The sequence below is a fragment of the Leptothoe sp. PORK10 BA2 genome (genome assembly GCF_034932105.1).
Classification (GTDB): domain Bacteria; phylum Cyanobacteriota; class Cyanobacteriia; order Phormidesmidales; family Phormidesmidaceae; genus Leptothoe.
Genome location: NZ_JAYGIG010000130.1, coordinates 21,543 through 47,403 on the forward strand (window position 1 = coordinate 21,543; position 25,861 = coordinate 47,403).

25 protein-coding genes are annotated in these 25,861 nt (G+C 50.3%); 11 read left to right on the top strand and 14 right to left on the bottom strand.

Annotation, left to right across the window (positions count from 1 at the left end; translation table 11 throughout):
• The first annotated feature begins 541 nt into the window (after window positions 1–541).
• A complete protein-coding gene (locus VB741_RS20945; RefSeq protein WP_323367151.1) occupies window positions 542–1,219 on the top strand; it encodes a response regulator transcription factor in 678 nt (225 codons plus the stop codon).
• Between the two features lie 157 nt (window positions 1,220–1,376).
• Entirely contained in the window at window positions 1,377–2,108 is a 732-nt protein-coding gene (locus VB741_RS20950) for a GUN4 N-terminal ARM-like repeat domain-containing protein (protein ID WP_323367152.1), read from the top strand.
• Here VB741_RS20950 and VB741_RS20955 read toward each other — a convergent pair.
• Both VB741_RS20955 and VB741_RS20960 read right to left on the bottom strand, forming a co-directional pair.
• Entirely contained in the window at window positions 2,044–2,763 is a 720-nt protein-coding gene (locus tag VB741_RS20955; protein WP_323367153.1) for an HAD hydrolase-like protein, read from the bottom strand. The genes VB741_RS20950 and VB741_RS20955 overlap by 65 nt on opposite strands.
• Window positions 2,764–3,223: 460 nt before the next feature.
• Complete coding sequence (locus tag VB741_RS20960) at window positions 3,224–4,855, bottom strand: ABC1 kinase family protein (protein ID WP_323367154.1); 1,632 nt, start codon at window positions 4,853–4,855, stop codon at window positions 3,224–3,226.
• A gap of 53 nt (window positions 4,856–4,908) precedes the next feature.
• Between VB741_RS20960 and VB741_RS20965 the strand changes: the two genes are divergently transcribed.
• The 3 genes from VB741_RS20965 to VB741_RS20975 all read left to right on the top strand — a co-directional run bounded on the left by VB741_RS20965 (window position 4,909) and on the right by VB741_RS20975 (window position 10,035).
• Complete coding sequence (locus VB741_RS20965; RefSeq protein WP_323367155.1) at window positions 4,909–5,895, top strand: alpha/beta fold hydrolase; 987 nt, start codon at window positions 4,909–4,911, stop codon at window positions 5,893–5,895.
• Between the two features lie 99 nt (window positions 5,896–5,994).
• Window positions 5,995–7,614, top strand: a complete 1,620-nt coding sequence (locus VB741_RS20970) for a 2-isopropylmalate synthase (protein ID WP_323367156.1) — start codon at window positions 5,995–5,997, stop codon at window positions 7,612–7,614.
• 192 nt (window positions 7,615–7,806) lie between these two features.
• Entirely contained in the window at window positions 7,807–10,035 is a 2,229-nt protein-coding gene (locus VB741_RS20975; RefSeq protein ID WP_323367157.1) for an NADP-dependent isocitrate dehydrogenase, read from the top strand.
• On the opposite strand, the gene VB741_RS20980 is transcribed toward VB741_RS20975, so the two are convergent.
• On the bottom strand, window positions 10,032–10,856 hold the full coding sequence (locus VB741_RS20980) for a nucleotidyltransferase family protein (protein WP_323367158.1): 825 nt from the start codon (window positions 10,854–10,856) through the stop codon (window positions 10,032–10,034). The genes VB741_RS20975 and VB741_RS20980 overlap by 4 nt on opposite strands.
• Complete coding sequence (locus VB741_RS20985) at window positions 10,853–11,380, bottom strand: hypothetical protein (RefSeq protein WP_323367159.1); 528 nt, start codon at window positions 11,378–11,380, stop codon at window positions 10,853–10,855. The genes VB741_RS20980 and VB741_RS20985 overlap by 4 nt, the downstream gene beginning before the upstream one ends.
• A 171-nt stretch (window positions 11,381–11,551) precedes the next feature.
• Between VB741_RS20985 and VB741_RS20990 the strand changes: the two genes are divergently transcribed.
• Entirely contained in the window at window positions 11,552–11,947 is a 396-nt protein-coding gene (locus VB741_RS20990; protein WP_323367160.1) for a ribosomal maturation YjgA family protein, read from the top strand.
• Between the two features lie 98 nt (window positions 11,948–12,045).
• Here VB741_RS20990 and VB741_RS20995 read toward each other — a convergent pair whose 3' ends face one another.
• Window positions 12,046–12,690 (bottom strand): GIY-YIG nuclease family protein, encoded by a 645-nt coding sequence (locus VB741_RS20995; protein ID WP_323367161.1) that lies wholly within the window; start codon window positions 12,688–12,690, stop codon window positions 12,046–12,048.
• Window positions 12,691–12,870: 180 nt separating this feature from the next.
• Here VB741_RS20995 and VB741_RS21000 point away from each other — a divergent pair, with 180 nt between their 5' ends.
• Both VB741_RS21000 and VB741_RS21005 read left to right on the top strand, forming a co-directional pair.
• Window positions 12,871–13,737 (top strand): class I SAM-dependent methyltransferase, encoded by an 867-nt coding sequence (locus tag VB741_RS21000; protein ID WP_323367162.1) that lies wholly within the window; start codon window positions 12,871–12,873, stop codon window positions 13,735–13,737.
• 892 nt (window positions 13,738–14,629) lie between these two features.
• The gene (locus tag VB741_RS21005; protein ID WP_323367163.1) at window positions 14,630–15,160 is read left to right on the top strand and encodes a hypothetical protein; all 531 of its coding nucleotides are present in this window, start codon (window positions 14,630–14,632) and stop codon (window positions 15,158–15,160) included.
• A gap of 146 nt (window positions 15,161–15,306) precedes the next feature.
• On the opposite strand, the gene VB741_RS21010 is transcribed toward VB741_RS21005, so the two are convergent.
• From VB741_RS21010 to VB741_RS21045, 9 genes are all read right to left on the bottom strand, one after another.
• The gene (locus tag VB741_RS21010) at window positions 15,307–15,963 is read right to left on the bottom strand and encodes a hypothetical protein (RefSeq protein WP_323367164.1); all 657 of its coding nucleotides are present in this window, start codon (window positions 15,961–15,963) and stop codon (window positions 15,307–15,309) included.
• A gap of 193 nt (window positions 15,964–16,156) precedes the next feature.
• Window positions 16,157–16,582 (bottom strand): hypothetical protein, encoded by a 426-nt coding sequence (locus tag VB741_RS21015; protein WP_323367165.1) that lies wholly within the window; start codon window positions 16,580–16,582, stop codon window positions 16,157–16,159.
• A gap of 45 nt (window positions 16,583–16,627) precedes the next feature.
• Window positions 16,628–17,176, bottom strand: coding sequence for a hypothetical protein (locus tag VB741_RS21020; RefSeq protein ID WP_323367166.1), 549 nt, complete (start codon window positions 17,174–17,176; stop codon window positions 16,628–16,630).
• A gap of 48 nt (window positions 17,177–17,224) precedes the next feature.
• Complete coding sequence (locus VB741_RS26495) at window positions 17,225–17,332, bottom strand: hypothetical protein (RefSeq protein WP_442786419.1); 108 nt, start codon at window positions 17,330–17,332, stop codon at window positions 17,225–17,227.
• 117 nt (window positions 17,333–17,449) lie between these two features.
• Complete coding sequence (locus tag VB741_RS21025) at window positions 17,450–17,647, bottom strand: hypothetical protein (RefSeq protein WP_323367167.1); 198 nt, start codon at window positions 17,645–17,647, stop codon at window positions 17,450–17,452.
• 245 nt (window positions 17,648–17,892) lie between these two features.
• A complete protein-coding gene (locus VB741_RS21030; RefSeq protein ID WP_323367168.1) occupies window positions 17,893–21,927 on the bottom strand; it encodes a toll/interleukin-1 receptor domain-containing protein in 4,035 nt (1,344 codons plus the stop codon).
• A 64-nt stretch (window positions 21,928–21,991) separates the two neighbouring features.
• Complete coding sequence (locus VB741_RS21035) at window positions 21,992–22,498, bottom strand: DUF2141 domain-containing protein (protein WP_323367169.1); 507 nt, start codon at window positions 22,496–22,498, stop codon at window positions 21,992–21,994.
• Between the two features lie 35 nt (window positions 22,499–22,533).
• A complete protein-coding gene (locus VB741_RS21040; RefSeq protein ID WP_323367170.1) occupies window positions 22,534–22,752 on the bottom strand; it encodes a hypothetical protein in 219 nt (72 codons plus the stop codon).
• 236 nt (window positions 22,753–22,988) lie between these two features.
• Entirely contained in the window at window positions 22,989–23,132 is a 144-nt protein-coding gene (locus VB741_RS21045; protein ID WP_323367171.1) for a hypothetical protein, read from the bottom strand.
• 100 nt (window positions 23,133–23,232) lie between these two features.
• On the opposite strand from VB741_RS21045, the gene VB741_RS21050 reads away from it, so the two are divergent.
• The 3 genes from VB741_RS21050 to VB741_RS21060 are packed head-to-tail and all read left to right on the top strand — an operon-like array spanning window position 23,233 to window position 25,730.
• Window positions 23,233–23,985, top strand: coding sequence for a prolipoprotein diacylglyceryl transferase (locus VB741_RS21050; RefSeq protein ID WP_323367172.1), 753 nt, complete (start codon window positions 23,233–23,235; stop codon window positions 23,983–23,985).
• 12 nt (window positions 23,986–23,997) lie between these two features.
• Window positions 23,998–25,419, top strand: coding sequence for a radical SAM protein (locus VB741_RS21055; protein ID WP_323367173.1), 1,422 nt, complete (start codon window positions 23,998–24,000; stop codon window positions 25,417–25,419).
• A complete protein-coding gene (locus tag VB741_RS21060; RefSeq protein ID WP_323367174.1) occupies window positions 25,416–25,730 on the top strand; it encodes a hypothetical protein in 315 nt (104 codons plus the stop codon). Before VB741_RS21055 ends, VB741_RS21060 begins: the two co-directional genes overlap by 4 nt.
• Window positions 25,731–25,861: the final 131 nt, after the last annotated feature.

Genomic DNA, 25,861 nt, shown 5'->3' on the forward strand with positions numbered 1-25,861 from the left:
ACTGTATCAGCCAACCCGTAATAACGGAACAATAACGTTATTGGGCACAGTGGCCAATCCACAAACCATCACAATACTTAAACCTGGGTCGATCAGTCTTGCACAATGCTTAGAAAATCTTAATCCTGATCCATCAGGCCTGATCTATCAGGAACGGTTTAGAAAGTGTACTTAAGCAGATCTGAATTGAGCCCCTGAATGAGACCCTAGAAGATATTTCAGCCATCAGGCACAACTAAAATACGCTGTCCTCCGTACTTCCCACAAACAAACCAAAATTTCAACCCCACGGACCTACACTTTACGATGCATGGGTATGCATTCAAGCTAAAGCGTCCTGCCTGGGTAGAGAGTCCAAGGTCAACGGGAACTGAACTCATGGGAAAATCCCCCATTTGGTTAGATTGGTATCCTAGTGGAGGATAGCTAAGCCGATACAGACTTGTAGTTGTAGGCTTGGTACAATCAACCCAGGCCAGCTTACATCCGTGAGAATTCAGTGTAAGGATTTAACGAATATTTTGAGGCAGCTGAAATTAGGATGAAAAAAATCCTTATTGTCGATGACGACATCACATTGCGGACAGCGTTAACTCGCTATCTGAGGGAACGAGGTTTTCAGGTTAGCCACGCCTCCTCTGGGACTGAAGGGTTAGCTCAGTTTGAACAGAACCAGCCCGACTTGGTGGTCTCGGACGTAATGATGCCTGAGATGGATGGCTACGAGTTTTGCACTAAGCTCCGAGAAATTCGCTCGGGTCAGCTAGTACCCTTTATTTTTCTATCGGGACGGGGTGAGTTAGATGACCGTATTCAAGGACATTCTAAGGGTGCTGACGACTACATCGTGAAGCCATTTCACCCCAAGGAGCTGATTGCGAAAATTGATGCCCAGCTCGAACGCTCTCGACGTATGCATGCGGAAATTATTCGCATGGTTCAAACAATGCCAGCTTCAGAAGTGGCCAAGCCCGCTCCACCAGAACCCCTTCCCCTCACCCCCGCCGAAGAAAAGGTGTTTTGGGAAGTTATCCAGGGCTTTACCAACAAACAAATTGGCGAGCACCTATTTATTAGCCCGAGAACCGTTCAAACCCACCTGAGTAATATTTTAAGCAAATTATCCTTGGAAAATCGCTCCCAGTTAATTCGCTATGCCTTTGAACATGGCTATCGGCCCATTAGTGCGGAAGATGCCAAGAAGGGAGAGTCTAAGTAACGTGAGTCTACTGAACTAACCAGGGGAATAAGTACTGGCGCAATTAAGTAGCCCACGTTATCTTGTGTTGCTCAGACATTGTGCGGTAGCCTGAGAGCTGGCCGCTCACTACAACCATGTTTAAGCAACGCCAGACACTGGTTTTGTTAACGTCACTATGAGTAACGTATCTGCTGACTCCCCCACCGCTACTCCCCGAGATTCCGATCAAACGTCTAAGCTGGCCGAACAACTGCTTTCCCAGACCCTAAAGCGTCAGCTTAACGCTGCTACAGAATTAGCCAGCATGGGGGAGTCTGGCATTGCTGTGCTGATTAATTTTCTTAAGCACACAGCCAATGGTGAGGTATCCGTCGCTGCGGGTAAAACCTGCCAACTCCTCAGCACTAGCGAATCGGTTGCCGCCCAAACCTTCTTAGCTGAGGCGTTTCCCAACGGCATTGTGCCCGTCAGCTCCGATTGTGGTGTGGACTACCAACCCTTGCAGGGATTGCTGATCGCCCAAGAATTTGAAGCAGCGGACCGCATTACGTTGCAAAAGCTGTGTGAACTCGCCGGACCGGCGGCGATGCAGCGTAAGTGGGTTTATTTTACTGAGGTGGATAGCTTTCCAGCTAAGGATTTACTCACCATTGATCAACTTTGGCGGGTGTATTCAGAGGATCGGTTTGGGTTCTCTAAACAGCGGGAACTGTGGCTCAGTCTGAACCAAAATTGGGACCGTCTATGGGAAAAGCTGGCCTGGAAGTCAGGTAATATTTGGACCCGCTATCCGGGGGAGTTTGTTTGGGATGTCTCGGCTCCCGTGGGGCATTTACCCCTGTCTAATCAGCTCCGTGGTGTACGTATGATGGAGTTTCTGCTGTCTCACCCCGCTTGGACCCCATAACCATCGACGAGCGCCACTGACTCCGGTGAAATTCTGCCACAGCTCGATAGAGATCTTCGGGGGTATCTACTAGAAATGTGGGTCCCTGGGCTTCGAGGGCGGTGCGATCGCTAAATCCCCAACTCACCGCAGCCACCGCTACCCCCTGACAGCGGGCGGCTTCTATATCCCGAGTTTCATCACCAATATACAAAATTTCCTCAGACAGTAGCCGATGGTGGCGCATGATGCGCCTAAGGCTGCGGGCCTTGCCCAGCAAACCGATATTGCCATAGACATGGCGAAACACCTGACTCAGACCATGGCGTTTGAGAAACGGATTGATGGTCGAGGGCGCATTGGAACTGGCGATCAAAATTTTGTGACCATCAGCGGCAAAAGCTTGCAAAACATCCGCCAAATGCTGAAACGGCTGAATTGAATCCATGTCGCGCCGCAGTTCCTGCCGCACCCGCCGCACCAAAAACGGCACCTGAAATAGGGGCACATTGGACTGGGCCAACAGCTCTCCAGTGCTGAGGGTACGCAGGTACTTCAACCGTTCTGGCGTTGTCTGGGGATAGCCATATTGGGCGGCTAAGCGGTTGGTAATATTGACGATCGTTGCCAATGTGTCAGCGATCGTACCGTCAAAGTCAAAAATGAGAACGGTCACGGGTGGATGGGATAAAAAACAATCAGGAAAGTGGAAAAAGTCGCTAAGCGGTTATATAAAAAGCCTTGTTGCCTGAATTCAAGCACATCGGGCCGATCAAGGTTGGAACGATGGAATGAGGGTTTGGAGGATATAGATTCAGAGCTTTAGGTCCATCTGATACCTGGAACGAACCTTTTAAAACAGCCCCTAAGGAAATGGCTGTATATCTATCTATTCCCAAACTTAGAATAGGTCTAAAGAAAATCTTAAGCCAAGATAGTCAGAGATAAATCTTGAATGTGGGAAGTAATTCGGGATCTTTCACTTCCCTGTGAATGAACCGTTATCAATACTGTAGCCTGAGATACCCTTTCTTGTGGTGACAAATTATCTTTTTACAATCTTCTTTGATGTAAATAAAATAATGGGTTTACCCTATCTTGTCATCTCCATATCTACCCATGCACTCCCAAGGCTCCTAACGCCAGCGGCCCGAACGGAGGATGCTGATGATCAACCAAATGCCCAGCAGGGTGGCCGCCGCAAATAGGCTGGTGCTCAACCATTGCAGTTGGGCATTGGTTTGGTTACTGGAAATAATCGCCGCGCCAATAATCAAGGCGGCGACCACAGTACTAAAGGAGCGGCGGTTGGCGGCCCGTTCGATACTCTGCTGCAGGCTGCCTAGGTCTTTGATGTTAACGTTCCAGGTTAAGGTTTCCTCACTGAGACGATCTAGGAGAAACCCAAACTGTCGGGGAGCTGAGAGGGAAAGATTGCGAAATTCTAGCCCCGTCCGCAGCAGGGTCTGGAGGGGATCATCGCCAATGAGTTGCTGGCGAAACAGGTCCACCATCAGTGGACGAATTTCGGCAATTAGATTGATTTGGGGGTTAAACTGCCGGGCCACCCCTTCCAGGTTGACCAGGGACTTGGCGAATAGGCCAATATTGGCGGGCCAGCGCAAATGGTTACGGGTACCGGCTTCTAAAATCTCGGCAAAGGCAGCGGCGGTGTTGAAATTTTTCAGGGCCAGGCCATAGTAACGGGATAGCAGACGACTATAGTCGTGTTCCAGTTTGGCCAGGTCTACGGTTTGGAGCGGTTCTGCTAGCTGCAGGGTGAGCTGGGCGCAGCGTTGGGCATCGGAACTGACGATGGCTAGGACCATCTCCGTTAGGGTAGTGCGGGTTTGGGGGGCTAATCGCCCCATCATGCCGCAGTCCAGCAGGGCCACTCGACCATCCTTGAGATAGAAGATATTGCCTGGATGGGGATCGGCGTGAAAAAAGCCATCGATGAAATATTGCTGAAAGAAGGCGCGAAACAGCAGACTGCTGAGGGCATTGCGTTTTTCGATGGGGGCCGCTTGGTCCCCCAGGGCGGCGGACAGAATCGGCTGGCCATCTAACCACTGCATCACCAGGACTTTAGGGGTGCTCAGGGGCCAAATGATTTCGGGAATGGTGAGCTGATCGGTGGCAAACCAATGGCTATTGGCCAGGTTTTGCCGCAGCTGATCGGTGTAGGTGGCCTCGGTGGTAAAGTCCAGTTCGGCGGTAAGGGCAGTGCTAAATTCTTCGGCCAAGGCGACCACGTTGTATCGTTGGCCAAACTGGGTGTTTGAGACTAGCTTGGCGATATCTTTGATAAGGGCCATATCTCGCCGCACCTGGACTTCGATGCCAGGGCGCTGGATCTTGAGGGCGACGGGTTGACCGGTTTTGAGGATAGCGCGGTGGACTTGGCCGATGGAGCCAGATGCGATCGCATCATAATCCACCTCGGCAAACACTTCATCCGGGTCTAAATGCTGCCTCAAAAACCGCTGGATCGTCACCGCATCCACCGGCGGCACCGTCGACTGCAACGCGCTCAGGGCTTCGATATAAGCTGGTGGCAACAGGTCAGGTCGAGTGCTGAGCAACTGGCCAAACTTGATATACACTGGCCCCAGGTCCGTCAAAACATTCCGCAACACCGCAGGCGGTGGAATATTCGGTTCTTCCGGAGCCTGACCCACCAGCAACCGCCGCATATAATCCCAGCCGTGGCGTAAAAACACCTCCACAATTTCACCCTGCCGGGAAATAAGATTTGGCGTTAGCATGCAGCCCTTAGGTAAAGTAGTGACGGTCTGATGCTAGCAGTTCTCCCTAATCTATGTGGCTACGTAATCTCATCCTCATCTGCACTACGGCTTACCAAATTTGGTGCTGTCGCCAAGAAGATCAGACCCCACCACCAGGGAAAATTTACGACATTGGGGACTGTAAACTGCACCTGTATCGCCGGGGCCGACCACAAGCAAACCAACCGACGGTAATTTTGGACCATAGCCTCGGGGGCGTAGAAGGCTATCTGCTGATTGATGAAATTGCAGAATTTGCCGATGTCTGCATCTACGATCGAGCCGGGTATGGCTGGAGTTCCCATAGCCCCAGTCCCCGCAACAGCGGCGAGATGATCCAGGAATTTGAGACATTGATGCAGCAGGCCGGAATTCAGCCCCCCTATGTTTTGGTGGGTAATTCCCTGGGCAGCTACAACATGCGACTCTATGCCCACACCTTCCCTGACAAAGTGGCAGGTCTGATTCTCACGGACGGTCTGCATGAAGACAGCATGGGCCGCCTACCGGCCAGTCTGCAGCTGATGAAACTCATCTTTACCGCAGGCTTTTTCCTATCCGTGGTGGGCTCAGCCCTAGGGTTTATTCGCATTCTTCAACAGTTAGGGCTGTTCCAGGTGATCAGTCCCCAACTCAGACATTACAGCCAGGCCCAGTTAGCCCCTGTTCTTCGGTCATTTGTCCGGCCCAAGCATTGGTTTACCATGGCCCGCGAAATCATCAGCCTGAACACCAGCCATGATCAGCTGAGTCAGGCCAATGATTTAGGATCGCTGCCCGTGATTAATATCAAAGCACGACACTTTTTTACCCCAAAACCATGGCTCAAACCCCTGCCCTTGGCAACCGCCGATAACCTCTGGATGAAGATGCACCAAGCGCTGATGAGACTCTCGTCCCAAAGTCTCAGTTTGCCAGCTCAGAACAGCAGCCATTTTGTCTGGGTGGATCAGCCCGATGCCATACTCGAAGCGATTGATCGGATGCTGCTTAGATGTTCACGCCGCCGGGATCCCTAAATATTCGGAATCCCTAATATTTCTATGTAGCTCTCTTGGTAACTACTACAATGAAATGTACTTGGTAAGATTCACTACAGCCTTTAGCCATAACCTGCGATGAGTATACAGCCTGATCGAGTTTTAATTTTTGACACGACTTTGCGCGATGGGGAGCAGTCCCCAGGGGCGACGATGAATGTTGAAGAGAAGCTAGCGGTGGCTCGTCAATTGGCTCGCCTGGGTGTAGACATCATTGAAGCGGGGTTTCCCTACGCCAGCCCCGGTGACTTTGAGGCGGTGCAGCGCATTGCCCGTGAAGTTGGTGGCCCGGGCGGACCGATCATCTGTGGTTTGGCCCGAGCTACTGAAAAAGATATTGAAGCGGCAGCTCGGGCGGTGGCCCCCGCTGCCCACGGTCGCATCCATACCTTTCTGGCGACGTCTGATATCCACATGAAGTACAAGCTCAAGAAGTCGCGGCAGGAGGTGCTGGCCATTACGGATGAAATGGTGCGCTTTGCCAAGGGCTTTACGGACGATATTGAGTTTTCCCCTGAGGATGCGGGACGGTCAGAGCCGGAGTTTTTGTACCAGGTGTTGGAGGTTGCGATCGCAGCCGGAGCCACCACCATCAATATCCCCGACACCGTGGGCTACCTCACCCCCAGCGAGTTTGGCGGGCTGATCAAGGGCATCTCAGAAAACGTGCCCAATGTGGACCAGACAGTCATTTCTGTCCATGGTCACAATGACCTCGGTCTAGCCGTTGCCAACTTCCTCGAAGCGGTGAAAAACGGAGCCCGGCAGCTGGAATGTACCATCAACGGCATTGGTGAACGGGCGGGGAATGCTGCCCTGGAGGAGCTGGTGATGGCCATGCATGTGCGCCGCCAGTACTTCAATCCCTTCTTTGGCCGGTCAGTGGATTCTGAAACGCCCCTGACCAATATCAACACCACAGAAATCTACAAAACCTCCCGCCTGATCTCCACCGTCACTGGCATGCTGGTGCAGCCCAACAAGGCCATCGTCGGGGCCAATGCCTTTGCCCATGAGTCTGGCATCCACCAGGACGGGGTCCTAAAAAATAAGCTCACCTACGAGATCATGGACGCCCGGACCATCGGTCTGAGTGACAATCTGATCGTTTTAGGCAAGCTTTCGGGCCGTAATGCTTTCCGCAGTCGTCTCCAGGAACTAGGCTACGAACTCTCGGAGCAGGATTTGAATAAGGCATTTTTGCGGTTCAAAGACCTGGCGGATAAGAAAAAAGAAATTAGCGATCGCGACCTAGAAGCCATCGTCAATGACGAGACCCAGCAGGTGGTCGAGCACTTTAGGCTAGAGCTAGTCCAAGTCTCCTGCGGTAGCAACGCTCGCCCCACCGCCTCCATCACCATCCGCACTCCTGCCGGCGAGGAGCTCATGGATGCCGCCATTGGCACCGGTCCGGTGGATGCCATCTATAAAGCTATTAACCGCGTTGTTGATATTCCCAATGACCTGATCGAGTATTCCGTACAATCAGTCACCGCAGGTATTGACGCCATTGGGGAAGTCACCATTCGCCTCCGCCATGACCAGCGCATCTACTCTGGCCATGCGGCCAACACAGACATTATTGTGGCCTCAGCCCATGCCTACATGCAGGCCCTGAACCGACTGTACGGCTCAACTCAGGTGGAAGGTTCCCTCCACCCACAGCGCATGGCAGTCCCCGCTGGCACTGGAGTTTAGGGCACAATAGGGGCATAACAGGAGCATGACATTTGAGTAGCCTGCCATGGTTAACTCATGTCTGAATTTATCCAGAAATGTAGACAGATTTTGAGCTTTAGGATTTGCTCTTTCGAGGTAGAATCTGGTTTGCTTTGCTCCAAATTTTTGGAGCAAAGCATTAGGCATGGCTGAAACTTAGGCAAACAATACATGACCCATCCAACAGCTAGAATCATCTACACGCTGACTGACGAAGCGCCAGCTCTAGCCACCTATTCTTTTTTGCCCATCGTTCAAGCCTTTACCAGCGCAGCTGATGTCATTGTAGAAACCCAAGACATATCCTTAGCCGCGCGCATTATTGCCAATTTTCCAGATTCCCTGACAGCAGAGCAGCGGGTACCCGACGCCCTCACCCAGCTGGGGGACCTGGCCAAAACGCCGGCGGCTAATATCATTAAACTCCCCAACATCAGTGCATCCGTACCCCAGCTGCTGGCCGCCATCAAAGAACTCCAAGGAAAAGGGTATGCCATCCCTGACTACCCCGCCGAGCCTAAAACTGAAGCCGAAGCCACCATTAAAGCCAGGTATGCCAAAGTGCTAGGCAGCGCCGTTAATCCTGTTTTGCGGGAAGGTAACTCTGACCGACGGGTGGCCGCCGCTGTCAAACAATACGCCCAGAAGAATCCCCATCGGGTGGGGGCGTGGACTGCCAAGTCTAAATCCCATGTGGCCCATATGGATCAGGGTGATTTTTACGGCAGTGAGAAGTCGGTGGTGATCCAGGATGCGGGCAACGTGAAAATTGAGCTAGTTACCCCAGATGGCTCGACCACCGTGTTAAAAGAGAAAACAGCGGTGCTGGCAGGGGAAGTCCTTGACGCCGCTGTAATGAATGTCAAGGACCTGAGATATTTTTACGAAAAAGAGATAAATAGAGCTCAGGAAGAAGACATTTTGCTTTCACTCCATGTGAAGGCAACCATGATGAAGGTGTCCGATCCAATCTTGTTTGGCCATGCCGTCACCATTTACTTTAAGGACGTTTTTGAAAAATATGCGGCTCTCTTTACTGAGTTAGGTGTGAATCCCAACAATGGCTTGGGGGATGTGTACGCCAAAATCCAAACCCTGCCCGACCATCAGCGCACCGCCATTGAAGCCGATCTACAAGCCACCTACGATAGACGCCCTAAGTTGGCCATGGTCGATTCCGATAAAGGCATCACCAATCTCCATGTGCCCAGTGATGTGATTATTGATGCCTCCATGGCCGCTGCCATTCGCACCTCTGGCCAAATGTGGGGCCCCGACGGTAAGCCCCATGACACCAAGGCTATGATTCCCGACCGGTGCTACGCCACCATGTACCAGGAATGTATTAAATTCTGCCAGGAAAATGGAGCCTTTGATGTCACCACCATGGGCAATGTCGCCAATGTGGGGCTGATGGCTCAAAAGGCGGAAGAGTATGGCTCCCATGACAAAACCTTTGAGATTCCCATCAACGGTACGGTGCGTGTGGTGGATGCTGCTGGCCATATATTGCTGGAGCATCGGGTGGAGCAAGGGGATATCTGGCGGATGTGTCAGACCAAGGACCTGCCCATTCAGGATTGGGTGAAACTAGCGGTCAGTCGCGCTAGTACAACGGGTTGCTCCGCTGTTTTCTGGTTGGATGCCAATCGTGCCCATGATGCTAACCTGATCGCCAAAGTTAAACAGTATTTACCCAACCACAACACCGCCGGTCTGGATATCAAAATTTTGGCCCCTGGGGATGCCATGCGGTTTACCTGTGAACAGATCAAAATGGGTAAAGATGTTATCTCTGTCACAGGTAATGTGCTACGGGATTATCTCACGGATCTCTTCCCGATTCTGGAACTGGGTACCAGTGCGAAAATGCTCTCCATTGTGCCTTTATTGGCCGGTGGCGGATTGTTTGAAACGGGTGCGGGTGGCTCCGCTCCCAAGCATGTGCAACAGTTTGTCCATGAGGGACATTTGCGGTGGGATTCCCTGGGGGAGTTTCTGGCGTTAGCGGTCACCCTAGAAGATATGGGTCGGAAGACTAACAACGAGAATGCTTTGATTTTGGCGGAGGCGCTGAACCAAGCCAATGGTCAGTATTTGGATAATATGAAATCCCCGTCTCGCCAGGTCCATGAGTTGGACAATCGCGGTAGTCATTTTTATTTGGCCATGTATTGGGCCCAGGCCCTGGCTGAGCAGAATAAGAATGGGGCACTGCAGGCTAAGTTTGCGAAACTAGCTCAGTATCTAAAGGACAATGAGGCCAAAATTGTGGAGGAGCTGAATGGGGCCCAGGGTAAACCAGTAGATATTGGTGGTTACTATCTGACGGATGGGGAGAAAACAAGTCGGGCGATGCGGCCTAGTGTAACCCTGAATGGAGCGTTGGCATCGGTTTAGGCTATGGGCTTGCCGTAATGATAGACGGCATTGATCAGGTTTTCGGGGGTGCCGATATCTAGGTATTGGCCAGTTTCGAAGGGGATGGCTTCTACGCGCAGGTTGTTTGCGATCGCACCCCCAATCACATCCCCAATCGGCGTTTCCTGGTAGGTCGGCATCTCCCGCATAAGCACAGGAGACTGATCTCCGATTAAGGCCGTCTGCTTAGCCTCAACAAACCGATGCAGAAATTCGGTAAAACTGGGCCGCCACACCGCAATCGCCCACATATAAGTCAAATGGGTGAGCTGAGACTTCTCATAGATGCCGGACACCACACCATGGTGATCAAAGTCCACCAACCCCACCTTTTCCGGCTGATCGGTGGGAAATAGCCCCAGCACCACATCTGCTGACCCCGTCTGCAATCGGTGAAGCAACTGACCATAGGCATCCCTCGGACGAAACAAAATATCTGGAAAGCCCATGGCCACAATGGCATCCTTCACAAATGGATAGGCCTGGTTCAAACTAAAGGGCACCCCAAAAGGCACATGCACCGTGACGTAAGCCAGCCGCATATTGAACTGGGAACCATCCCCCAAGTAGGCGGGAATATCCCACTTGCCAGGACGCAAAATCAGAAATGTCTCTTGTATCCCCGCCTCCCCCATGGCTTCCAACAAATACTGACAGGCAACCTTAGGCCGCAAACCTTGATCCGCCAGGTCTTGAAACCCGATGGGAAAAAGCTCCTTACTCATGGGCAACGGGCTAATGCGACTGCCCAACCCAGCAGCAGGGAGCAAACCGATGATTTTGGCAGCAGGTGCGGTCATGGTGTGGCTAAGAATTGACAATGGACACAGCGTAATTGTGAGACGTGCTCCTGGGTCTCAAAGTTCTGGGGCGCGGCCATGACTTGAACTTGGTTGAACTGAATGGTGGGACGGGGCAGGGTAATAGTGTCTACGAGGGTTTGTTTCGTGGCAACATCCAGGCTGTGGTAAAGCAAGCTAACATGGGGATCGAGCTTCGGTGTCTGGGCGTTGGGAATCGCCGTGACTAGACCGTTAACCAGGTGGGACAATGCAGCGGACTGGATTAGCTGGATATATAGGGTTTTAGCAAAGCGGGATTCATGCCTGAGATTGACCACAGTCAGCTCCACCGGCTCCGATGGCAGCATGGCACACAATTGCTTGAGGTCTACCGTCGGTGGCAAGAGACCGCTGTAAAGAGTAACATGGGGACAAAAAGGAACGGTCCCAAAGCGCTCGGATAGGGTGTTAATAATATGCTGAAAATAGTCGAGGTCAGGGGCCTGGGGGACTAGCCAAAGAGAATAGTAAGATGCCGACATGGGTAAGGGGGGACAATGGCAATTGGACACCATCACCATAAGAGACCATAAAGCACCCCAATACAAATTTACGCAATGTATACAGAGTGGTGGCTAAAATACCGGAGTCGCTTCGGGAATCGTCAACCTACCCATCGTATTTACCCATTGAGTTATTCAAACCAGATACCCATGAGATTTAACGCCTATTACTTTTATTGGACTGTTCTATTGTCTCTCATAGAGGTTTATATTGGCGTCTTTGTAAAGGACGATTTTGTTCGGCCCTATATGGGTGATTTTCTAGTTGTTATTCTGATTTATACCTTTATCCGTACATTCTTCAAATATTCCATGATTAACACGGCGATTGGCGTGTTACTATTCTCCTTCCTGGTGGAGATTTTACAATATTTCAAGATTGTAGAAGTCCTGGGTCTAGGATCTTCCCAGTTAGCCAGAACGGTCATTGGCACAACATTTGTTTGGGAAGACTTTATTGCCTATACCTTGGGTATTGTCATGGCGTTGGGGTGCGAACAATTCATTGGGCCCAGCATGGAAAAATGGCGACGGACCAGTAACTAATCGTCACCCATTAACGTGGAAAAATGGCGACGGACCAGTAACTGATCGTCGCCATTTAACGTAGCCCGTATGTTCGGTTTCAGGCTTGTTATTCGATGTCAGGCCTGGGTCTCTTTGGTTTGTTCCCGAATCACAGCACTCCAGTTATCCTCATCCATCGCTGCGGCTAGATCCTGACGCTGATTTGCCTGAACTTTTGCCTCTTCCTGTTGCAATGAACCGTCGGCCATCGCCCGACGAAGTTTTAGCTTTTTCTCTTCGTAGGCGTCACGCTCTGCCGCAGACATGACTTGGGTGGCCGCATCCTTAATGGTTTTGGCCCAGGTACCATCAACATTTCCAGGGGGTGGACTCGGTAATGCAGCAATCCATTCATCCCGCAGCTGTTCCATCGCATCCCGCTGAGGAAATTTGAAGGGCTGCACCGTCACCATGGCACAGATATCTTCTCCCTTTTGGGTAAGATGACTGCGTAAAGACAGGGCCACATTCCGGGAATAACTGACAAACTGAGTCTGCTGAGCGCTATTGAGCACCGCATAAACGCCCGCTACTTTTGCATGCTGAGACTGCCCACACCAATCTGAAACAGCCACAGGGGTATCAACCGTTTGTGCTGGAGCCGATACCACCGTCGGTTCTACGGAATGTTCATCAGTGGAGCTATACAAAAAATCATGCAGACCGCGATGGGCTTGGGGGACGTTCTGATGCTCGATGGGGTCTGAGTTTTCAAGGCTCACCAGCTTAGCTCCATAAATAGGCGTCTTGAATTATGGCAAAATTTTCCATTAAGAAACCATGATGGCACCCGGACTGTAAGAAAACAACATAAACAACACGTTACCACTAGCTTCATATTTTTAACGGGAACGGGTCTAGAGCAAAGCAAGTTACCATTAACGCATAGGATAAGTAGATCCGTGAAATTAAACAAAGGAATCATGCGCCTCGCCCAGATCTCAATGCCCTACTTCGATATTCTGCTAGAGCAGCTTAGGATGGGTAACCCAGCGGTACAGAAGGCTTTTGGACGGCATGTACATTGGGGCTATTGGGCCAACCCTGCTGAGGCAGATGGGTCAGTGGAGGATTTTGCAGTAGCAGCCGAAAACCTTTGCCAACGGGTCTATGCAGCAGCTAGCGTCAACGAACATGAACAATTACTAGACGCAGGCTGCGGCTTTGGCGGTACCATTGCCAGCCTCAATGAACAGTTCAAAAATTTGGATATGATAGGTCTTAATATTGACCCACGCCAGCTAGATCGAGCACGCCAAGAGATAAAGCCCCTGGCTAACAACAAAATTACATTTGTTGAGGGCGATGCCTGTCAGTTACCCTTTGCAGATGGGTCCATGGATGTGGTATTGGCGTTAGAGTGTATTTTCCACTTTCCCAACCGAGAAGAGTTTTTACAAGAGGCAAAGCGAGTTCTACGTCCAGGAGGACGTCTAGGCATTTGTGATTTTGTTTCGACACCCATTTTCAAGACATTACAACAGGTCGTAAATACATTTACAAAGCCTGTGATATCTGGAACATTTGGCCGGTCAGACAGTTGTTTTACAGTGTCAGACTATCGAACATTGGCTCAGAAAACAGGATTCCAACTGACAACACAGGAAGATATCACCCGCCACACCCTCCCTACATATCCAGTAGTTTGTGATCTATTTGATCAAGCGGGCTATCCAAAAGCCGTTCGAGATGTGGCGGCAGTTGAGAAGATTAGCCAGGTGGGGTTACTGCGCTATTTTATTCTCAGTTTTACCAAGGTGCCTACCTAATGTAGGCAGTATATTCAACGATGCGCACAACACTATATGGCTCTATCCGACAAAAAGCTGGATTCAGTAACCTTGAATAGAAAATCAATAGGTCTTCATGAAAGAGTTATTAATTCACAATCAAGGGTATTTTGAGATAGCTCTATGTCGGAGTCTTTGTGTGGAAGTGCCTTTTATCAAGGATGATATTTTAATTGCTATGGATAAAAAACAAGATTTTTTAGCTTTTTCCTAAAATCCCTTTAGAATGCTGCCAGATATGGACGGAGATATGAATTACAAATATGACAGTCAATATACTGCCCTAAGGTCAAGCCCCAAAGTACCTTGCCAGACATACGTATAACACTGAAGTAAATCCCACCAAGTATTCTTCTTGAGCAAAAATATTAGGATGAACGATAGACAATCTTGGCGTTGCCCAGTTAACTTTAAGATTTCCTAAGGAACTCCCTTTTATTATAAAAGTAATACGCCCTGTAGGATGCTGACAGGGGCTTTTAGCACCTATTTAGATTCTCTAAGAATTCAATAAAAGCTATATCAGACAAGTTATAGCTTCCGCATTTTGTTGAGAAGCAGAGCGAATAATTCAAGACTTAAAGAGATTTACTGAGAGTACATTGTTCGAAAAACGTGCTCTGAACCATTATCGCAAATTCAACAGAAGCCTTTTAGGGTCTGGTCTATTTAGACTGCGTCCTCATCATGTTCTGATATTACTGCAGACCTATAACGATGGCTTAAAACCGGACTAGCAACACAAACCGCTAGCACACCGTTGCTGATTTAGGGGATAGGTCAATCTGCTACAGCCCCTATATACCAGTATTTTTCAGCTGAAATCATAGTTCGGATTAACAGCGTCAAAAACTATTATGAGTAAGTAACCATGATTACCTATACAGAGACTCTTAAACTACCGTTAGCTGCCAATCACCTACTGAGTCATCTACAAAGCATCACAATTCAGTTGTATAAACCTCTTGTCTGCGACTATACCCATAGCTATGAACTACAGACGTTGCCTGATTTTCGACTAATGGAAGGAGCGATTGTTCCTCCCCATAGTGATGGTATTGCGGGTTACAGACCGATCTTAATGTTGCATAACCCTAGCAATAGCTATACCATTCGCGGCACTGAGCAGATATTCTCTCCTCAAAGGCAAGGTACGCTGGTCATATTGGATATCGATGCCCAACACGAAGTGCACAGCAAAGACCCCAATGCCCGACTGGGCAACTGGTCTGGTGTGGTGTGGGGGCTCAACGGACAACCACTGCTAAAGGATGAGTGGAGCGTTGAACAAGTGACAGCCATGGCAAAGCAAGATTTCCTCAAACTATGTGAAACCATTCATGGCAAATTAAAACCCTCCAACATAGCGAGCACCCCTAGGAACGCTATGGCTATTTGTTGAATATATATAGTGCTGGTCATATTGGCATTGATAGCACGATCAGAAGGTAAGAGACAGCATACAGAATCGTTCTGTCTCCTGACTTTCCAAAGCTTCTGGAACCTGCATATTATCCTAAGAATAAATGGGGTCTACCGACCAAGGCCTTAATTCACTTCAATACTTTCAATCATCCAACTTCCTGGAGCATCATTAAACGCAGCCACAAATTCGGCCTCATCCCATGGTCGCACAGTATCGATAGCAACCGTTTGAATATCTTCTGAGAAGTCCTCTTGCTGGGAACGAATGGTTAAAGTAACGTTGTTGGCAGGGGTTAGACCATTATTTAATACAATTCCCTTAATATTATTTCCCTCCACCCGTACACCCACCGTCCAAATGTTGGTTAGGGATGTCACTGAGGGTGATGGTAATGGAGCCGTCGTTGTGACTGAGGTATGCACCGTCGTTTTACTAGAAAATCGAGGTTCTGGACCTTGGTAGGTTGCTGGAGCGGTACCGGCAAGGAAAGCTTTAAACTCTGCACAACTGAGTATCTCATCACCCTTGGATCTTCCTTGGGCACGGGTATAAAGCTGATGACGCAAATCTAGCAATTGCTGACGGTAATCCGGCGTAATCTTGGGCGACGTGATTAATGTTCCAGAGACTTCAATGGCACGGTACCAATCCCTAGCGCAAACAGCCTGCTCTAGATCTGCTTGAATATCTGCCTCTGAAGTGGCAGCATCGGCACTTTCGGCAATAGCGGCAGTTCCAGCTAGAGCTAACAACGAGCCAAGAACGACGGGGGCTTTCATAATAGAATTTGCGAGAAACTAATGGGAACCTCGATGAATTCAATATTTTTGAAGTCAAGGCAATTAATAGAGGTGCCCTAGTGTTTCTTTACTCAACTAAACAAACTAAAGAACAGGAGTTTATTTGTGAAGATATCATATGGATCCTCCTGATCGTGCGGAATTATGGGTTGAAAGCCGAAGGCTCCACAGTCTAGGGCTCAAACAGTGGAGTAATGGGGGTACCGGTCAGGGTGATGGTTGGTTCAAGGTCACACAGGCCAATCATTGCTTGCCAACGGGAGGGAAAATCTGGATCGATAAAGGTAAGTTCAAATCGTCCCCAATAGTAGGTGGGTTCACCATTGGTGTCTTCCCTAAACGTGTCGCAGGGCAAAGAGGAAGATTCTTGTACCCAGTAACCAGAATAGGAGCCTCGGTCGGTGTAAACTCCGGCTAAACCATCAATAAAAATTGTACCGATGCCATCGCCATAGGTCCAAATAGCGGTTCTATTGCGCTCATCTTGGTAGACAACATCATATTCCTCCGTTGACCACTGTTCATCAGCTAGGGCTGCCTGGGGGAGAAAGGCAGCAAACAACAGAGCAGCTGTAAGGCAGATAGGGCTCCTGTTCATCGTCATGACCTCGATGGATATCTGGACAGAGCTTAGCCTAGGATCCTAGGGACCTGCGTTTAATTCTACATTACGGGCGATTTGCCAAACACGGCAGTTGCAACAATGGGGATCATCTGGCAATGATGAACGCAGCTGCGCAGCAATAGCATTGGCATGTTCCGGGTCTGAGAGTAGTCCAAATTGATTGACATCTGAGGGACTGAATATGCCAGAAAATGGGTCAAAGTTGGTTAGCAAGCTATTGCTGTCGTAGTCATCAAGGATGTCGAAACCACAGAAGTTGAATCCGGGGAGTACCTTGTGGATGTGGGTGGGTTGTTCAAGAATAGCTAGGAGCTGGTTTTGGTCTGTAGGGCTAATCCGTTGGCGAAGGTAGGCAAGGTCGGTAAACCAGGTGGTACGGTAGTCTGCTTGGATATTGTGGGACCAGTCTTCGTCAATTAGATGATCGATCAGGTCGGGGCAAAGGATACTGTCTAGGGTGACAACTTCGGTGATGTGGACGAAGCCGGAGAACTTGATGTAGCTTTGCCAGTCTTCGATTTGGGATGGGGTAAATCGTTGACGGACGGTAAAGAACCAGCGGGTCATATCTCTTGCATAAACTCGTAGTTAACAGCTACCGCAATCGTCGCCCCGTCATACAAGTCTGCAAGTTGAGCCTGATATCACGGTACTCATCCCTCGGGCAGACAACGCCGGTATCTTTTCATCGAGACCCGTTAATCGGTGTTGATGGTGGGGCACTAGTATTGGCTCAAAGCCGTTATTACGGTTGCGAGGAATGGACAGCTCAGTTCACCATCTACTGATTGCACCGTTTTCTGTGAGCTGCCGTTGCGGTTATTCGAAGACCGTTCCAAGTTAAGAGGTGTGGCAGCTCTCAATCACAGGTACTTCAATTGCGCCCTGCACCTCTACGGCTTTGCTGATGCGCTCCAGCATGGTCAGGACAAATCCCTGGGGAGGATAGTAGCTAGGACGTTGAGCGTTCATTTGAATGGCTTTCATGATGGCCTCTTCTATATTGCCACCATCTAAAATTGTGCTTATGATCCACATACTTAAGTGATTTAGGGAACAGTTTACATAATCTTCGTATTGACACGGAAAAACATCCGCCAATTTGATGAGATGTTCATCCGGAAAAATATCTAGGCATTCGTTTATACGTACGACACTGAGTTCATCGAGCTCATGGTTTTGGCCCAGTCTGATGCTGGTTGGTTCATAAAAAATATTTGATGAGTAATGGTTTCTATGGATAGAAACCACCAGGTATGCAATTGGTAGGGTGCCATTAATCCCTAAAACTGACAAACTTTTTCAACTCCAGCCGCTTCAGGTTTGCGCAGAATGGAATGGGTTCTGATGCGATCGCATCCCCAATTCACCCAATCCGCAATCGTGCCCCCCTCCCAACGACGCAAAAAACCATCGCTATTGGCACTGAGCAACCATTGCCCATCGCCACTAAACAAAACTGTACTGGCCGTAGCATTGTGACCCGTCACCGGATTACCGATGGGTCTCCCCTGTAAATCCCATAGCTGTAGCGTCTGATCACGGCTAGCACTGACGATATATTGACCATCCGGGCTAAAGGTAACCGCCACCACATCGCTCAGATGTCCCTTGAAGGAATCGCCAACCTGATTGCCATCCCGATCCCATAGCCGCAGGGTGCGATCGCGACTAGCACTGACAAACATCTCCCCATCGGGGCTAAAGGCCAGGGCATTGATATCATCCGTATGCCCTTCTAGGGGCTCTCCCATAGGATTTCCCTGCAAATCCCACAGACGAATTTTCCGGTCATCACCGCCACTCACCAACAGCTGGCCATCGGGGCTAAACACAACCGTATTCACCGCCTCCCCATGACCCTCTAGGGGGTATCCAATCGGGTTACCCTTTAAGTCCCATAGACGAATAGTGTTATCGTCACTGGCACTGGCCATAAGCGACTGAGTCGGATGAATGGCCACAGCATTCACAGCCGCTTGATGCTGGTCTAGAGACTCAATCTCATACCCCTGACGAGTCCAGAGTCGAACCGTATGATCCGCACTACCGCTAGCGATGATCTCCCCATCCTGGTTCATATCCACCGATAACACCGCATCCCTGTGCCCTTTAAAGGGGGCCGCCATCGCCTCTCCAGCTCCAGACCACAGCCGTACCGTACTGTCCGCACCGGCTGTCACTAACATCTCTCCATCACCACTGATCGCCATGCTATTGACAGCACTATCGTGCAGCCGAAAAGCATTGCGCACCAGAACATCCTCCATATCCCACAGTCGCAGGGTGGTATCCTCACCACCGCTCAGAATGGTTTTCCCATCGGGACTCACCGCCACCGAATACACATAGTACTCATGACCAATCAGGGGCGGACCCACCGGCTGCCCCTCACGACTCCACACCCGGACCGTATTGTCATCACCACCGCTGATCAGCCACTGGCTATTGGGACTAAACGCTAAGGACATAACATTATCCGTATGCCCCTCAAGCTCAGATAGTAAATTACCCTGACGATCCCATAGGCGGATAATCTTATCGCTGCCACCACTGGCCATCAGCTGCCCATCGGGACTGATGGCCACCGCAATCACCGCTCCCCTATGCCCTGATAAGGTTTTGAGCAGTTTCCCCTGGAGACTCCATAGGTGAATCGCCCCATCCTCTCGCCCACTAACTATCTGAGTACCGTCAGGACTAAAGGCCAAGGACCACACCACAGCTTTACCCCCAGCCTGCAACAAGCGGGCCTTGCCATCACGGGTCCATAACCGGATCGCCCCGGCCTCATCGCCACTGGCCAATATTGTCCCATTGGGACTAAAAGTCACCGTCTTAACATGGCCCCCGTGCCCTTCGTAAACACCCAGTTGATTGCCCTGACGATCCCAGAGCCGCACGGTGCTGTCGGAACTGGCGCTGGCCAGGGTCTGTCCATCGGGACTAAAGGCCACCGACCAAATCTCATCGGTGTGGCCCTTAAAGGGCGTTCCCAGGGGGTTACCCTCCGAGTCCCACAGACGAATCACCTGATCAAATCCTCCACTGGCGATGATCTGCCCATTGGGGCTATACACCGCTGACCAAACAGCATCTTCATGTCCTTCTAACCGATTTTTCTCCATCGTTATGCCAATGGCGTTGCGTAGGGTGGAACGGACGGCAGGCCGCAGTTTCCACAGCCGGGACCGACTTTTGCCGACCAGTCTCAGGGAGTCCAACAGCCCCTCTACGGGGCTAGTAATCAGGCTGCGGCTAACCTTTTCCGCGTTCTCATCCAAGGCCAGACTGTTACCCCTGCGCAGGGCAACGGCCCCAGCCCCCATCGCCATCAGAAATAAAACACTGACACTAGCGAGCAGGGATTGTAGCACCACAGTTCGGCGCTTTTCTCGGCGAGCCTCTGCGGCGAGGGCGTCCTGGCTAGCGGTGATAAAGGCCCGTTGCCCCTCGGTGACCATCGGGGTTTTCCGATGTTTTTGGCTGTCCTGGAGCCATTGGGTTGCGATCGCACTTTCCGCCCCCCGCAGCAGTAAATCACGACTCTGTTCTTTCTCCTGCCATTCCAGCGTTCGCTGCAGCCATTTAGTATGGCTTTGCACATGGTCTCGATCCGTATCTAGAATACGAATCAGATGATTAAAATGGGTAGTGAAATTCCCCCGCTGCTGGCTAAAGTCTAGCCACTGCACCTTCGCCAGTTCCGGATGCAGGTCAGCCGTATTGACAGGCTGATGCAAAATAGTCACAAACCGTTTATTAAACCGCGCCCCATGGTCCACTTCTTGTTTGCAATAGGGCGAAGTGACGGAGCGAGGCGACAAAATAAACAAAAAATTATCCGATATCTCAATACCTTGATAAATCTCCCGCTGAAAGTTAGCCGTTCCCGCCGCAATACTTTCTTGATCAAACCAGGTGGTTTTTCCCTGACTCTGCAGCGCCATATTTAATGTCCGGGCAATATCCGCATCGGCACTGGAATAGGAAATAAACACATCAATTGAAGCCGGTGGGGGATGGCTTAAGCTGGCCTGAATAAATTCCTGGTGATAGTCCGTGGCCGGATGAGACAAGCGCCCCTGGGCGGTTTTTAGCCATGCCTCCGCCTGACGTAAATCATATCCCCGCAACAGCACACTGGTATTTTTCTGCTGTCGTTTCCATTTCAGGGCCTTGACCAACAGATCCTTATGATGGGCATAGTAGGCCGCATCCTGATTCAGGGTCTTAATCAATTCGTTTTCATCCAGCCGCCCATCCTCCGCCCGGACATTATTGGTTAAATCAATGTACTGCAGAGACTTCAACTGCGTATCATCATCCGCTGCAGTTAAAGGCTTCACCAAAATGGGAATCACCCGTTTCTTTAGCTTCATCGCATAGTTCAATTCATACTGGCAGTACCGGGACCGCAGAGAATCCGGAGACAACAGATACACCATGGTATCGGCCTCCTCAATGCCGCGATTCACCACCAGATTAAAGGCTTCCCCCGTGGGAATATCCGTTTCATTACTCCATACCGTCAGTCCCTGCCGTCGCAGCAATCGCCGCATCCGATCCATCACCTCAGTATCGGCTTGGGCATAGGCCAAAAACACCTGGGTCATCTTGTTGTGAGCATTTTTGATGCTCTCAGTGATGAACTCGCAGTGTAAATCCGTGGGCAGACAGGAGGGCTGTTCGTCCCTAAATCGCTGGTGCAGCCATGCCTCGGCTAGCTGTCGGGCTTCTCCCAACAATAAATACTCAGTTTGTTTTTGTTTTCGCTCCCACTCCAGTGCCCCATTCAATAGCTCGGTGTGGCGTTCCACATAGTCTCGGTGTCGCTGAAAAATTTGCTCCAGTGCCACCAGGGACTGCTCAAAATCGTCCTGTTTCTCCCGCATGTACACCCAATTAATCTGACTAATGTGGGGGTGCATATGGGGAAAGCTGGAATGCAGCCCCTGGGCCTGATAATCGTGCCATTGTTGATCGGTGCCGTCGGGATTGCGCCCCTGCCAGGTCCCTCGGTCAATCTCCTCCACATGCAGTAGAGGAATGATCCGCTTCTGATGGCGCAGGGCAATGTCAATCTCCTTGGCGCAGTAAGGGGAGTTTACGGCATGGGGTGAGATAACAAACAGGAAATTATGGGATTTTTCAATCCCCCGCTCGATCTGGATTTGAAAGTCAACGGCCAGGGGAATATCGTTAAAGTCACACCAGACACGATAGCCCGCATTGGTCAGCTGCCGACAGAGTTGGACGACAAACATCTTACTGTCAGCCCGACCATAGGAAATAAATGCATCGTAAACGTCACCCATAACTAGTACTGAGAAACGACATTGCTGGTGTGTTTTTATTCCAAATCCTCAGCTGTTGCTGCCCTTAAAAGTAATTCAGCTCAATCTCAATCTTAGTTTCAGTCCCAGCCACCAAAACCACAGCATCGCCAAACTGCGGTGGCCCTGTCCGCACCTCAGGATTGCGAGAAAACCCAAACCCTTCCGCAGGCATGCCGAAAAGATGGCGATTAAATTCGCCATCGCCGTTGGCATCGTGGAATACTGAAACTGCATAACTGCCAGGGGCAAGATTCTCAAAGGCCACCCACAATGATGAAGAGTCAGGGGAAATCTGGGTGGCCGCGTCAGACTCGGCAGTCGAGACAGGCTCAATAGCCGACACACATTGGCTTCCCACCGCTTCATCACCATTGCTGGGGAAGCCAGTACTGCTATCAAAGAGACTTAAACACACCTTTCCCTGCAGCTCATTCAGACCGCTAACCTGCACTAATAGCTGGGTCGATTGCTCCAGTCCATGGACTGGATACGCTAATCCCCCCACGGCAACCATGGTTAAAATACTCGTCAAAATGTAATGTTTATTCACGGGTAATTTTCTCTCCCTATTTGGCCCAATATTGCTCACCTCCCTGACCCCTCTCCTGATGACACTAAACTTTGGTACACCAGGGTCTGAAAGGCCTCCGGACTTAAAAAGCCCTGCCCCCAGGCAGCATCGTAGTCAGCTGCCGGAATCGTTTGGATCTGAATTTGGGCAAAATCCGGATCTTGGGCCAAACTGGCGGTACTAAACAGACCTAACTCCCGCACCGCAGCCATAGAGCATTTGACAAATCCCATCGATATCCCCTGATACGTTTTAGTCAGGTTTAGCATACTCAGCAAATACTGGAGCGAAATTTTTATGTAGAGTCCCTGCTGACAGACCAGTTTATCTTCTAAATCAACAACGGCATTTCCCCCAGCATCCGCCCATATAATGAGCCAGGTCTTGGCGCAACTTACCCGCAATGTTCAGCTGCGAATGTTCAGTTGCTGGGAAGCCTAGCTTGCATACTGGGGGCAAAGACCTTGTACTAGCCCCGCCAGTTATGTCTTGCCCAATACACCGCCTCCGGCAAATCAGTAATCTCTTCTAGCACAACAACAAATTCACCGCCCCCTAGTCGAGCCGCCAAATTTGTTTCCCAAATGGCGAACTGAAGCCGCGTTACAATCATTAACTGGGATCATCGGATAACCTCCTGGAATAAGTTCTGTGAATAGGGATGCGATCGCACAAACCCCCTAGCTAAAATGCGGGCGTTGCTGATCCGACCTATGATTTCACCACAGTTTCCCGTTTACATCGGGTTAGGCGCTTGGAAAATTCATCCCCATTTTTTGTTTGAGTTTTTGGGGTATGTCGTTGCTTTCCGCCTATTGCTGCGCCGCAACCTCCGCTCGGATACCCTGTCGGTTGCCCAACGCAGTTCTGTAGTGGCAGGCGGCATGGTGGGGGCCGTTCTAGGGGCCAAGGCCCTGGTCCTACTACAGCATATGGATTTGCTCTGGCTCGACTGGCGGCAGTGGCTATGGCTGGTCGCCCAGGGAAAAACCATCGTCGGCGCGCTGTTGGGGGGCCTGATCGGGGTAGAGGTGACCAAATCCTGGATTGGGGTAACCCAGTCCACCGGGGATGTATTTGTGTATCCATTGCTGGTGGGCACTGCCATTGGGCGCATGGGCTGCTTTTTGACCGGGCTGCGCGATCGCACCTACGGCACCATGACCACCCTGCCCTGGGGCGTGGACTTCGGCGACGGCATTTTACGCCATCCCACCCAGCTATACGAAATTATATTTTTGGTGATTTTAGGCATTGCCCTTGCTGGGCGTAAAAAATATCCCCATCATGCTGGCGACCTATTCCAGATGTACCTAGCAGGGTACTTAGGGTTTCGTTTTCTGATCGATTTTCTCAAACCCGACTTCCACCCCCTGTTGGGCCTCAGCGCAGTCCAAGTTGCCAGTCTGTTGGGCTTTCTCTACGCCTGCCGCCAGCTATCGCGCCGGTCCTTAATTACCCCCTAACCCCACCATCCTATGCCCACCCGCCCCTACCTGTTCTATGGCCTCACCAATAGCCTCTGTTCTCAATGCCTAACTAAGGTAGAAGCAAAAATCATCTTTCAAGATGGAGGCGTGTATTTAGCCAAACATTGTCCTACCCATGGCCGAGAAGAGATATTAATTGCCGACGACATCGACTACTATCGCCAGACCCAAACCTTTATCAAACCTGGCGATTTACCCCTCAAGTTCAACACCCCGATCAAATACGGCTGTCCCTACGACTGTGGCCTCTGTCCAGATCACGAACAACATAGCTGCTTAACCCTGATCGAACTGACCGATCGATGTAACCTCACCTGCCCCATTTGCTATGCAGACTCTGGTGTCGATGAGATGGGAGGCCGCAATCAACGTCGCCGCCATCGCACCCTAGGCGAGATCGAACAGATGCTAGACGTGATTGTTGCCAACGAAGGAGAGCCCCAAGTGGTGCAGCTCAGCGGTGGCGAGCCCACGATCCATCCAGACTTTTTTGCCGTGATGGATATGGTCAAGGCTAGACCGATCAAACATTTGATGATCAATACCAACGGGATGAAGATTGCCCAAGATCGAGCATTTTGTGAACAACTCAACAAATACAAGCCAGGTATTGAGATCTATCTCCAGTTTGATAGCTTTGACGCCGATGCCCTGCGAGAATTGAGGGGTGTAGACCTCCGGGCAACCAGGGAGCAGGCCCTAGCTCGACTAAACGAGTTAAATCTCTCCACTACCCTGGTGGTCACGGTTAAAAAAGGCCTCAACGACCATGAAATTGGCAAAATTATTGACTTTGCTCTGCAACAGCGCTGTGTGCGCGGAGTCACATTTCAGCCCATTCAGGCCGCTGGAAGAATAGGAGGGTTTGAACCCAAGCAAAATCGCTACACCCTCACCGAAGTCCGCCGCGCCATTCTAGAACAAACCCATCACTTCAAACCTCAAGATATTCTGCCCGTCCCCTGCCATCCAGACTCCCTTGCCATGGCCTATGCCCTCAAGGTGCAGAACAAGGTAATCCCACTCACAGGTCTATTTGACACCCCCACCTTTGTGGACATGGTGCCCAATTCTGTTCTTTATGAGCAACATCCAGAACTAAAACAGAAAATTTTTGATCTGTTTTCCACTGCCCATTCCCCAGAATCAGCCGGTGCCTCCCTCCAGCAGCTGTTGTGTTGTCTCCCCCTAGTACCCGTCCCCACCGGGTTTTCCTATGAGAACATTTTTCGCATTATGATTGTGCAATTTATGGATGCCTACAACTTCGATGTCCGCTCAGTCAAACGCTCCTGCATCCACATTGTTCACCCCGATGGACGAATCATCCCCTTCGACACCTACAACCTGTTCTACCGAGAAGGTAGTGCCGGACATGAAATGCTAACAACCATGCATCAAACATCATGACAAACAATCCTCAGCAAGACGAACTAACACAGATTATCCGTGGATTCACACTCCTGATGGGACTGCATTGCATAGCCATTATGCTTATCTTTATTGTTGGCTTTGGCATTGGCATGATTGCTGGAGGCTACACATTTCTTGGGATTTGGATAGTCGGTGCCATGGGCTTTCTATTTTGGCAATTGCTGTATGTCATACCGCTGATCCTCCGATTCAGACACCGACGTCAATTTGCAATGATGAAAGGCATTATTATTGGTGCAACTATCACTGCTTTAGTCAACGGAGCTTGTTTTTTAGCCACTATTTGATTGGGGCACTGGTTCCGCCAGGTGGGTCAGCGTAAAGGCATGTTGTATATACGATAGACGATAATAGGTTCAGCAAAAGCTGATCTAATCTGGGTGGTGTTATGGATCTATTTTCTCATCCGTGTCCTTGC